Source organism: Chloroherpetonaceae bacterium (assembly GCA_033763895.1).
Classification (GTDB): Bacteria; Bacteroidota; Chlorobiia; order Chlorobiales; family Thermochlorobacteraceae; genus JANRJQ01.
This window is the reverse complement of sequence record JANRJQ010000010.1, coordinates 531,506-543,662: the sequence shown is the minus strand read 5'-3', so window position 1 is coordinate 543,662 and position 12,157 is coordinate 531,506. Positions and strand designations below refer to the sequence as shown.

Here is a 12,157-nt window from a genome sequence, read left to right as displayed (position 1 = left end):
GAAATTGTTGAGCAATTTAGAGAACAATTTTTTGCTCTGCTTCTGTTACAGCTTTCAAACACTCCTTGAAATCGAGCCCTGTCGCAGTGATATGACCCATTTTTCGTCCAATTCTCGACTCCGGCTTTCCATAAATGTGAAGCGAGGTGTTTTTATTTGATAACGCTGCTTGAATGGTCTCCATAGAAACGGCGGCATTTCTTTTGCCTAAAATATTGATCATAACGGCAGCAGGGACTCGCATCGTGGCTTCGCCAATCGGGAGATCTAAAACAGCACGAATATGATTTTCAAATTGTGAGGTTGTGCAAGCTTCAATGCTGTAATGACCAGAATTATGTGGGCGAGGCGCCATTTCATTGATCAACAAGGATCCGGTTTCAGTATAAAACATTTCCACGCCAAACATTCCGATTCCTCTCACAGATTCAACAGCCGCTCTAGCTAAATCGCTGGCTCCCCACAAAAATTCTTCGTCAAAAATTGCCGGCGCTTTTACCAACTTACATATGTGGTTTTCATGAATCGTTTCAACCACGGGATATGCAACCGCTTTTTCACTTTTGCTTCTTGCCACCATTACCGCAAGTTCTGATTGAAATTTCACAAACGCTTCAGCCAAAATTCCCTTTTCAGGGAAGCCAAGCTCTGTGAGTGAAATTGCAATTTGATTTTCGCTGTGAATCGTTCGATTTCCATAACCATCATAACCGCCTTTTCGAGATTTCAATAAAAATGGATAACCGTTTTCTCGGCCAAAACGAATTGCGTCTTGAAGCGACTCAATGGACGCAAATTCAACTACCGGCAATCCGGCATTTTTCAGATGGTCTTTTTGTAAAAGTTTGTCCTGAATAATTCTAAGCGTTGCAGCTCCCGGATTGACCGGTTTTCCTAACGATTCAATGTATTCTAAAACCTCGTAACTGATAAATTCATTTTCGAGCGTAATCACTGAGGCTTTATCGACAAACCGCTTAATTGCCTCTTTATCAGAGACTTGTCCGATAACGGCATTGTGAGTGATTTTCACTGCTGGAGCATTGGCGTCTTGCTCAAAAATGATCACCGAAAAACCAAGTTTTTGCGCAGCTTGAGCACTCATTTTAGCGAGCTGCCCGCCACCTAAAATTCCGATCACTATTTCTTTAGAAAAATCCATCGAGTAAACTGTTTGTTTTGGTTTAGATATTAGGGAACAATTGTGAAACGATTTTTTTATGAAGGGATTCTATGTTCTCTTCTGCATTCAAGGTTACCACCCTATGATGAAATTTCTTTGCCACATAGTGATACCCTTCTTGAACTTTCCGAAAGAATTCTAATCCTGAGCGTTCCATTCGGTCGAGTTGATTGCCCCGGTCTTGGTTAGCGAATTGGTTTGACTCGACAAGTTGTGTTTTACGTTGGAACGCTGCTTCTGGCGAAATATCAAGATAAAAAGTATGATTTGGCTCTAAACCTTGTGTGACAATAGAAATCAACTGCTCAATAATTTTAAGGTCAATTCCTCTTCCAAAACCTTGATAAGCAATGGTAGAATCATAAAACCGATCAAGGATGACGATTTCCCCGCGCAATAAAGCAGGTCGAATTCGCCGTTCAATCAATTCTGCTCGACTTGCGAAAAATAGTAGCAATTCTGCCGTAGGATGGATTTCCTCTTGATGATGCAATAAAATATTTCTGATTTCCTCACCTAAAAGAATTCCGCCGGGCTCTCGTAAGCAAAGTGAATCCTTGCCTATCGATTTCAGATGGCTTTCTAATAACTTCAGTTGAGTCGATTTTCCTGAAGCGTCTAATCCTTCAAAACTGATAAGCATCGCGTTTTTTTTGAAACGATAAAGTTAGCTTTTAACCTCAATTAATGATGTAAATATCTTTTTGAGTCATTATATTTTTGTTAGATACCAAAATATTTCATGCAAGAATAAATGGTTTTGTACTTTCCACTCTTAATCGGATTCAACTTATGGGTAATTTTTTCCGATAAGTATTTTTGAATTTCCTTCGAGGATAAATGCCAACATTAAACACAGATAAAAGCGTACAAACCCCTTTGTTCAACAATTGGAAGCAGATAATTCCCTATGCTTTTATTTTGTTTTTATCCTTAACAGCTCTTCTCTTCACTTTTTTATACATCATTTTAGGCGACTTTCTTTTTGAAGTTTTTGCCTTGGGCTCATCCGTAATTTTGGCGCTCATTGGAATTTATACTGTTTTGTTAAGAGGCTCAAAGGTAGAGAGTGATCTGGGCTCTCAAAATCTTTTCTCGCTTCAGAATAGTGAAGATTGGTCGAGCATCGAAAAACTTGAAACAGGGGTCATTAGTAAAACGATTGACAGTGTCGAGCGAGCCAATCAAGTTCTCGCATCACTTCCCGCATCAATTTTGCTGTATGATATTCAAAGTGATCGAATAATTTACTCGAACGAAGTTCTTCAATTTTTTCTTGAACAAGACATCGACCCAAAAGAGAATTTTCTGCAATCATTTTATCGTCAGATTGTTTTAAGGGAAGACTTCAACAAGGTTTTAAGACACTTTGAGTTTCTTCGTTCCGTACCGGCTGCACTTGCAAAACCTTTTCACGAACTTGATTATCGAATCAGAACATCAAGTGGGGTCATCAGGTATTTACGGAATCGGGATCGAATTTTCATGCGCGATTCCCTAGGTAAGCCGTTGGTGATTTTGTGTGTTATTCGCGATGTCAGCGAATATGTTTTGGCTTATGAAACCGCGTTATACAATTCAACCATTTTAGAAAATGTTGATGAAGCTATCGTGGCTACCGATATCAGTTTTATCATCAGAGGTTGGAATAAAAGCGCCGAAAAGATTTTTGAACTAAGCGCGGAACAAGCCATCGGGAAAACACTCTCTGAAGCTCTGAGAATTCAATTGACTGCTGAAGTCAGTTCAAAAATCATCAATTCGCTTTCAACCAATGGAAATTGGAAAGGCATTTTGGAACAACGTAAAATCGATGGGACAGAACTTGTGATTATGCTGAATCTCTCTGCTCTTAAAAACGATGAAGGCGAAACCATCGGCACCATCGGAATTATCAATGACATCACTACTGAACGGATGCTTGAACTGCGAGAGCAAGAAGCAAATGAACGTTACGCTTTGGCGGTGGAAGGCTCTAACGATGGAATCTGGGACTGGGATCTCCAAAATGATAAAGTGTATTACTCTTCTCGTTGGAAACAAATGATTGGCTATGCCGATCATGAATTGGGAAATACTTTCTCGGTTTGGGAAAGTTTGATTCACCCAGAAGATAAAAAGCGTGTTGTTAAAGCGCTAAATAGTTACATCCGACGAGAGACAAATCAATATCAAGTTGAATTCCGATTTCGACATAAAGACGGGAGCTATCGGTGGGTATATAGCCGAGGTGTTGGTGTTTGGGATGCCAATGGGAATGTTTATCGAATTGCCGGCTCTCATACTGATATCACGGAGCGAAAGGAATTTGAACTTCAACTTGAATCGGCTAAGCAAGCGGCAGAACTTGCCAGTAAAGCAAAATCAGAATTCATTGCAACAATTAGCCACGAATTACGAACTCCCTTAAATGGAGTTATCGGCATGACAAGCCTTCTTACACAAACTCCCCTTTCAAACGAACAAAAACAGTATCTTGAAAATATTCAGTTCAGCGGGCAAAGTCTTCTTTCATTGATTAATGATATTCTTGACTTTTCACAACTTGAGGCAAGTATAGTAAAACTTGAACCCCAACCGTTTAATGTGGAAGAATCCATCATCAGTTCAATTGAACAACATTCTTTGAAAGCCTCTGTAAAAAGTTTAGACATTTCCTATTCAATTGATCCCACCATTCCTCCGATTCTCATTGGTGATGGAATTCGTATCCGTCAAGTGTTAAGCAATATCGTTTCAAATGCAGTGAAATTTACTGAAACAGGTGAAGTACACATTCGTGTTCGACCGTTAGAGGCCTCTCATGAGCAAATCACACTTGAATTTGAAGTTCATGATACAGGCATTGGTATTTCAAATCCACTCGCTGAAAAGTTGTTCAAACCGTTTTCTCAACTCGAAGGAGCCTTTAACCGCCGTTATTCAGGAATGGGTTTAGGGCTTGCTTTATCCTCCCAATTGATTGAGCTTATGAAAGGGAAAATCTCAGTTTCCAGTGAAGTAGGTAAAGGATCGATTTTTACCTTCTCGGTTCCACTGCAAATTCAATCGGCGCAAAGTCAAAACACACAAGAAAAAGCTAGATACTTTGATGCATTTGGTCTTCAACTTAAAATTTATTGGGTAGATGAACGACCAATGGCATTACAAGCGTCAAATCAATTTCTACTTAACGAAGGTCTATCGGTAATACCTAACATCTCACTTTCGGAGGTTATTTTGACAACCCAAAAGGGAAATCATCCCGATGTTATTATTCTTTCGCTTTCAGATAAACCGATTTCAGCAGAAGAAATAGCCTATCTTCATCAAGCACGAGAAACAGGGACTCGATTAGGGGTACTGTGCTTTCAACAATCGTTTGATGCAGTTTCAAAAATGAACATCTTTGATTTTGTTTTGGTCAAACCAGTACGACATTCAAAAACACTTTTAGCGCTTCAAAAGGTTCTCTCTTCTGCCAATGCCGCTCGCCCAATTGCCATTGAAGGAACCTATCCGTATAAGAAACATGACATTTCGATTCTGGTTGCTGAAGATTATGCCATCAATCAACGGGTGATACTTGGTATCCTAAAGAAATTAGGATATGATGCCGATGTGGCTACTAATGGGATCGAAGCACTGCATTTGTTTGACCAAAGGTATTATGACATTGTTTTTATGGATATTCAAATGCCCGAAATGGACGGACTTCAAGCAACAAGAGAAATACTTAAGCGATTTCCTTCGGAGAAAGTGCCGGTTATACTTGCAATGACAGCGAATTCAACTCAAACAGATCGCGATAATTGCTTTCAAGCCGGAATGAAAGATTTCCTTGCTAAACCTATCACGATCGACACAGTTTCTGCAATGATCGAATATTGGGCGGCAGTAATTCAAAGCGGACGTTCACCTTCCCCGGCTCATCATCATTCAATATTTGAAATTTCGGTTGAAGAAAATATTCTCAATCTATCAACGATAGAAATGCTTCAATCCCTACCATCAGTAGGTAACGGCACTTTACTCAATGAATTAATCGATTTGTTTATTCAACAAGTCCCACAACAAATTCAAAAGGTTAAACTGCTTTATTCTGAATCTAATGCACCGCTATTAAGAAAAGCAGCACATGCACTCAAAGGAACAAGCTTGAATATCGGAGCGGCAAAACTCGGCGATTTCGCCCATAAAATTGAAGTGAATGCACAACATGAGAATCTAAGCGAATGTGAACTTCTTATTCATGCACTTGAGCCTGCTTACGAATCTTCTTTGCAGAAACTTTTGCAAATAAAACAAAGCAATTAAAACTTTTTATATTACAGTCAATCACGTGAATACAATGTCAAAGCAAATATTAATCATCGACGACGATAGCGGCGCTCACCTCATTTATAAAGCAGCGCTCGGAAAAGTCTCTTCCGAACTTGTATTTACGAGTTGTTACGATGGCACAGAAGGATTAGAGAAACTACGAGTCGGTTCATATAATCTATTGCTCCTAGATATGCTCATGCCTGAGATGAATGGCATTGAATTTTTAGAGGCTGTAGAGCAATCGGGGCAATTGTTACCAACCACAATTGTTTGCAGTGGGCTTTCAGATAAAGAGTTGATTATGGCAGCTTTAGCCCTTGGCGCGAGTTCATACCTCTTGAAACCGCCTGATGTCAATCAATTACGAAATTTGGTAAAGGAATATTTGAATATTAAACAAACTTCGTCGACACCCACTTTGGAAGAATTACCACCACCCGTTGTTCAAGATTCAATTCCTACCGTAATTGCACCTCAACCGGCAATGAAATCTGCTGTGGAACGCAGTTCTTCTTTGGCATCACAACAGTTTGATTCACTCTCTCAAGCAATGGCTTATATGGTTTTCAGCAAGCAAACCGCTTCGATACATTTTACCTCAGAAAAAAATTATGAAGGCATGCTCAAATACGATAAAGGAAAACTCAAAAGCGTGGCGTATAATGGTCTTACCGGATTAGATGCCCTTGAATCGCTTAGAAATTCGAAGCCAAGTAAAATCTTGCTTGTTGCCTAATTCACTCATTCACAGCCTGAGAATTCTCAGGCTTTACTTTTTTCTTGATGCAGCGCGCCCGAAAACAACTCTTTAATGGCATAACCCTTACGGCAGTCCTTCTTTTAATTTCAATGACTTGGTTTTTCATACGTATCATGAAAAGCTCGGTTCATGATTATTCCTCCCGCTTCGAGATCAATAAAGGAGAGCTTGAATCCACCGTTCAAATTACTTACGACGACTTCGCAGTTGCACATATACTTGCCGATTCTGAACATGATTTGTTTTTTTCGCAAGGTTTCACTCACGCCCGTGAACGCCTATGGCAAATGGAATCTCAACGAATGGCCTCAGAAGGAAGACTCTCTGAAATCTATGGAGAAGAAACGGTTTCGCTTGATAAATTTTTTAGGACGGTGGGGTTAAGACGAATTGCTGATTCCTTGTGGTTTTCTCGTTCAAGCCCACTTAAAGAATCGACTCGACGCATCATTCAGGCTTATTGCGATGGAGTAAATGCTTACCTTCAAAAAATTCATTCCGGTGAAGAGCGCCTACCTTTAGAATTTGAACTATTAGGTTATACACCTGAATATTGGAGACCGCAAAATACCCTTGAAATTCTTCGATTAATGGGTTGGGAGTTGAATCTCAGTTGGCACATTGATATTGTTTTAGCTGAAATTGCCTCTAAACTTGGGGTAAAATCAGCAATGCTATTTTACCCCGAGTATGAAGATTATCGCAATTCAATTCTTGATTCTTTACAAACCGCCCAAGTTGTTTCATTATTTGATTCGACAAATAACAAATCAAAAAAACGACCTGCTTTTCAAAAGTCAAAAGTGATTTCTCAACTCATTGAGTTAAAAAAAATTGATACCGAATTCAGGCTTCTTTTTGGCAGTTTTGGTTCTCATTTGGGAAGTAATGCGTGGGTCGTGAGCCCTTCGAAGTCAAAATCTGGAAAAGCAATGCTTGCCAACGACCCGCATTTAGGATTTACCGCTCCGGCGCGGTGGTATGAGATGCATCTCTATTCGCCAAACTCAAAAATCAATGTTGCCGGTTTTTCTTTGCCCGGAATCCCTACAATCATATTTGGGAAAACACCTTCGATAGCTTGGGGAATGACCAATTTAATGGCAGATGATTGCGACTTTTTTCTTCATCTCGACCCAAGTGAATTCAAGAATCCACTTCTAACTCAAGAGATTGTTGAAGAAATTAAAATCAAAAATGCGGCGAGTATCTCGCATCGATATTTTATCACTTCAAACGGAGTAACCTTCAGACCTGAAAGAAATTCAATGAACCCTACCCTACAATCCCCAATTCTTGATAATTATATGATTTCGATGCTTTGGACAGGGTCTACATTAACCGATGAAATCGGATCACTTTATAGAATTATGAAGTCTTCAGATTGGAATGACTTCAAATCTGCTCTTACAACTTTTGGAATGCCTGCTCAAAATTTTGTTTATGCCGATTCTTCCGGCAATATTGGTTATCAAGCTGCAGGGATTATTCCGATAAGAACAGACCAAGTGGGTTTTCGATTGCGAAGTGCCACAAACCCAATCGACGCTTGGCAAGGATCTATTCCCTTTTCAAACTTGCCTCATATTTATAACCCAAATTCAGGGTTAATTGTTACTGCAAATCAGAAACCAACCAAGAGCAATTATCCATACTACATCTCTTCACTTTGGGAGCCCTCAAGCCGAGCCGAACGCATTGCAGAACTTTTGAATTCGCAACATGATTTTTCAACAGAAGAATTCCAAAATATTCAAAACGACCTCATTTCTCCTTCCGCAAAAGAGCTCATTCCTTATGTTTTGCGTGCGGTCGAATCCACTCTTGACCCATCTACTCAAACCGCTTTCGAGTATCTCAAAAATTGGCATTTTGGATTTGAACAAACATCTATCGCAGCAACAATCTATGCCCAATTTTATAGACAACTCCTTATCAATACTTTTCAAGACGAATTGGGCGATGAACTCCTTTCTGAATATCTCGCCTTAGTGAACGCACCGATTCGGGTGATTCAACGAATGATGAAAGATTCAACGGTAACTTCAATCGTTATTGATAGTGTTGCGGTTGATCAAGTGACATTTCACCCTTTGTTCGATAATCGTCAAACCGCTGCCTTAGAAACGAGAGATGATATTATTCGAAAAAGTTTCTCTGAAGCCGTTTTGATTTTGAAAAAAAACTTAGGCACTGATGAAACAGAATGGCGATGGGGAAAAATTCATAAACTCACCCTTCCACATCTTCTTGGATCGAGCCTTCGAAAGAAAAATTCAAGCAAAGCCCCCGAGAATATCTTTAACATCGGACCTTTTGAAACCGGTGGTCATTCAACTACCATCAATAACGGTGAATATCGATTTTCTGAACCCTTACCAATTCAAAACACCTTACTTTCTGCTTCACAATCATTAGGGGCAAGTGGAAGAAGGGTCATCGATTTCAGCATAACGGATTCTTATTTCTCGATTATTCCGGGCGGAAACTCAGGTCACCCGTTAAGCAAATATTACAGAGACCAGATGCCGCTTTGGCTTCAGGGAAAGTTAAAATCCGTTCCAACAAACCCCCTTCTGATATTTGATACCGATTACCCAAGCACATTCCTTATTCCAAAAGAGGAATAAGGAAAATAAAAAAGCCTTTGTGAGGCAAAGGCTTTTAGAAGAGACTTTTGAAAATGGTTAAATTCATCTACAACAATCCTTTTTCTTTATACCAATTAAAAGTCCTAAAGATACTTTCATCAAACGGTGTGCGTTGATAAGCGAGTGTAGAGTAGGCCTTTTTGGATGAGTAATAAAAATATTTTGAAGAGGATTCCAAAATTTCGCGATTTGCAAGCGCACTAATCTTTCTGTGGATTCTCATATCGGCCGTGAGATTTACAAACAAACGAACCAAGCTTTTGTATAGTGGTAGCCAAACACGAGGCGCTTTCACTATTCTGCAAATGGTATCAAATACTTCTTTATAGGTAAGATTCTCTCCTCCAAGAATATATCGCTCTCCTTTTAAGCCCCCTTCCATTGCAACTAAATGACCGTTTACGACATTTTGTACATCAGCCACATTGATGCCACCGGTAGGATAAACCGGAATCTTATGAAAGTATAAATCCTTAATTAACCGACCTGCATTAAAATTGACATCCCACTCACCAAAAACATAGCTTGGATTCACAATAACACAATCCAACCCTTGATCAACCGCGACTTTTACTTCGTTTTCTGCCAAGTGTTTGGTTTTGAAGTAAGTGACATTGAGTTCATCCAAGTTCCAATCTTGATTTTCATCGGCCGGCTCTTTAGTTCCGGTTATTCCAATTGCAGAAACAGAACTGGTATAAACCACTTTTTTGACTTCTTCATGCATAGCTGCTTCTAAGACATTTCGAGTCCCTTCAACATTGATTGCATATAGCTGTCTATCTTTTCCTCCGCCGATATGTGCTTTTCCTGCACAATGATAAACATTGGTTATCCCCTCCATCGCTTCAAAAATCGATTTACGGTCGGTCACATCGCCGTAGCGAAGGGTAACCTTGTCTAAAATATCATCAACTGCTTGGAGATTTGATTTTTCTCTAACAAGAAGTGTAACGGGAAACTTTTTTTCAACGAGTTTGCGAGCAACATTTGCTCCAATAAATCCGGAAGCACCGGTTACTAATACATTCATACTTGCTTCCTCCCAGAAAGCTGTTTTCAAGGGAGAAACCGCCTATACGGAAGAAATCCGCATATTTTGCGATTAAACCTGATTAATCTCTGCCAAAGACAATTTGCAAGAAAAAAGACAATTTTTCCGCTTTGTTTTACGGTTTTGTCTTCTTTGGTGCGGACGATTTGGCCGAAGCCGCATTCGACACCGGGGAATTGACTGAAGCCAAAGATGTTTCGATTTCTAATAATCGGGCTTTCATTTGCTCCTCAAGCCTTTCGTGCTCAGACATTGCGGGTTTTGCTTCTTCAGAAAGTTTCTCTTGCTCAGTTTTGAGAAGCGCGTAATCCTTTTCAATTTCACGTACATCAAATGTAAAACTAACCGGCGCATTTAGTTTCTCAACGAACGACTTGTATTCATCATTAATGCTTTTCAGTTTATCGGTTTTTTCTTTAAGACCTTCCGCTACTTTTCCGTGAGCCTTAAGCAAAACAGAGTAAAGTGAATCTGCTTTTCCTAGTTTCTTACGAAGCGTTTTACCGGTAGCCTCAAATTCAGCTTGCTCTTTGACTAAGTACTCTGAATTTGCTTCTAAAGCAGTCAAGTTATCTTCAAGCGATTTTTGAACAATGGTGATTTGTTCAATCAATTTCTTTTGTACGGCATTTGGCCCGCAAGCAGAGGCAATGGCAATTAGACTCACGAATGACAAAAAAGTAAGTACGCGCATTTGAATCAAAATGTTGATTTAGTATATAAAATTAGCTTAATCCCGATATCGCATAAAAATATTTTATGGCGTGATTTCTTCAGGAAAATTTTTCTTTGATAAGACGATTGCCCCAATCACGGCGAGAAGTAATAGAACAGAAATCACCTCAAATGGAAATAAAAAATCTGTTAGTAACGCTTTTCCGATTGTTTTTGCCTCCCCTAGTTGAGAACCTAACAAAGGATCAGGAGACTTCGGTAAAGTAATCTTTAATGAAAGAATATACCCAAGCTCAAGGAGCAATGAAATCGAAAGAAGTACGGCAAACCCCTTTTTCAGGTCAAACTTTTCTCTTAACGATCGATCATCATTTAAATTTAGAAGCATTATGGTAAATAAAAAGAGAACCATAATTGCACCGGCATAAACAATAACCTGAACAACAGCAATGAATTGTGCCTCGAGCAATAGGTAAAGCCCACCGAGCGAAAAGAAGTTAAGTACCAAAAAAAGTGCGCTTGTAACGGGGTTTTTTGCCCAAACTGTTCCAATCGTAGCGACAATAACTTGTGCTCCTAAATAGGCAAACAGTAAAAAGGAAACTGATAGCAAATCCATCGATGACTTCGAATTTGAGTAACTTATTTAACTTTAATCAAGAAGTCGCAAATTTAGAAAATTTGGAACGACTTTCTTCTTTTGTTTTGATAAAGAAAAAGAATTCTAAATTTTTCCTCAAATAGGCTATCTTTCCAATATGCCGCTGATATCGCGGCTTTTTTCATCCTCTTTCTCCTATGATTTAGAAATTGTTGTCATTCATGTCAGAGATAGATTTATTCGGTTTAGTTCCTGAGCCTTCTTCAAAAGGGTCAAACAGTGAGTTTTCAAAGTATCAAACGCTTCAAGAGCTTTATGAAGCCACAAAGTATTGCCAAAAATGTCGGTTAGGGGCAACACGAAAGAATTATGTATTTGGTGATGGAAATGAAAATGCAAAATTGCTTGTGATTGGTGAAGCTCCGGGCGCTGACGAAGACGAACAAGGGAAACCTTTTGTTGGGCGTTCAGGACAGCTTTTGAATAAAATACTTGAGTCCATAGGCTTCCAAAGAAGTGATGTTTACATTGCAAATATTGTTAAATCGCGCCCTCCGGAAAATCGAAACCCTGAGCGAGATGAAATCGCCGCATGTATTCCTCACCTCTTTCGTCAAATTGAAATAATCCGCCCAAAAATAATTTTGTGTTTGGGAAAAGTATCTGCGAATACGCTTTTGGAAAACACACATTCTATGTCTTCAATGCGTGGAAAAATCCATCGTTGGAAAGAGCTCGATGTCATTGTAACCTTTCATCCCGCGGCGTTGCTCCGCAACCCCAATTGGAAACCTCTTTGTTGGGAGGACATGAAGTATTTAAGAAAAATTTATGACGAAAAATATGCTGCCCTTTAATTCTAAAAGAAGGGGGTTCTTTTTAAGCGTAGTTCGAATTTTTAGTGGAAGTGATGTCTAAAATTGAATGG

General features: G+C 39.4%; 9 protein-coding genes. 4 read left to right on the top strand and 5 right to left on the bottom strand.

Features of this window, described 5'->3' with window-relative positions:
* Positions 1-16: 16 nt before the first annotated feature.
* Positions 17-1,162 (bottom strand): 5-(carboxyamino)imidazole ribonucleotide synthase, encoded by a 1,146-nt coding sequence (gene purK, locus SFU91_10380; protein MDX2129429.1) that lies wholly within the window; start codon positions 1,160-1,162, stop codon positions 17-19.
* A 22-nt stretch (positions 1,163-1,184) separates the two neighbouring features.
* Positions 1,185-1,826: a dTMP kinase gene (tmk, locus tag SFU91_10375; GenBank protein ID MDX2129428.1), complete on the bottom strand. Its 642-nt coding sequence runs from the start codon at positions 1,824-1,826 to the stop codon at positions 1,185-1,187.
* A gap of 197 nt (positions 1,827-2,023) precedes the next feature.
* On the opposite strand from tmk, the gene SFU91_10370 reads away from it, so the two are divergent.
* Genes SFU91_10370 through SFU91_10360 form a run of 3 tightly spaced genes read left to right on the top strand, consistent with a single transcriptional unit; the run spans position 2,024 to position 8,878 of the window.
* On the top strand, positions 2,024-5,479 hold the full coding sequence (locus SFU91_10370) for a PAS domain S-box protein (protein ID MDX2129427.1): 3,456 nt from the start codon (positions 2,024-2,026) through the stop codon (positions 5,477-5,479).
* A 34-nt stretch (positions 5,480-5,513) separates the two neighbouring features.
* Entirely contained in the window at positions 5,514-6,224 is a 711-nt protein-coding gene (locus tag SFU91_10365) for a response regulator (protein ID MDX2129426.1), read from the top strand.
* 47 nt (positions 6,225-6,271) lie between these two features.
* Positions 6,272-8,878 carry a penicillin acylase family protein gene (locus SFU91_10360; GenBank protein ID MDX2129425.1) on the top strand — a complete coding sequence of 869 codons (2,607 nt, stop codon included), beginning with the start codon at positions 6,272-6,274 and terminating at the stop codon, positions 8,876-8,878.
* A gap of 67 nt (positions 8,879-8,945) precedes the next feature.
* On the opposite strand, the gene SFU91_10355 is transcribed toward SFU91_10360, so the two are convergent.
* The 3 genes from SFU91_10355 to SFU91_10345 form a co-directional block, all read right to left on the bottom strand.
* Positions 8,946-9,932: an SDR family NAD(P)-dependent oxidoreductase gene (locus tag SFU91_10355; GenBank protein MDX2129424.1), complete on the bottom strand. Its 987-nt coding sequence runs from the start codon at positions 9,930-9,932 to the stop codon at positions 8,946-8,948.
* Between the two features lie 136 nt (positions 9,933-10,068).
* Positions 10,069-10,647 carry a hypothetical protein gene (locus SFU91_10350; GenBank protein MDX2129423.1) on the bottom strand — a complete coding sequence of 193 codons (579 nt, stop codon included), beginning with the start codon at positions 10,645-10,647 and terminating at the stop codon, positions 10,069-10,071.
* A 63-nt stretch (positions 10,648-10,710) separates the two neighbouring features.
* Complete coding sequence (locus SFU91_10345) at positions 10,711-11,247, bottom strand: NADH-quinone oxidoreductase subunit J (protein ID MDX2129422.1); 537 nt, start codon at positions 11,245-11,247, stop codon at positions 10,711-10,713.
* A gap of 203 nt (positions 11,248-11,450) precedes the next feature.
* Here SFU91_10345 and SFU91_10340 point away from each other — a divergent pair, with 203 nt between their 5' ends.
* On the top strand, positions 11,451-12,086 hold the full coding sequence (locus SFU91_10340) for a uracil-DNA glycosylase (GenBank protein MDX2129421.1): 636 nt from the start codon (positions 11,451-11,453) through the stop codon (positions 12,084-12,086).
* Positions 12,087-12,157: the final 71 nt, after the last annotated feature.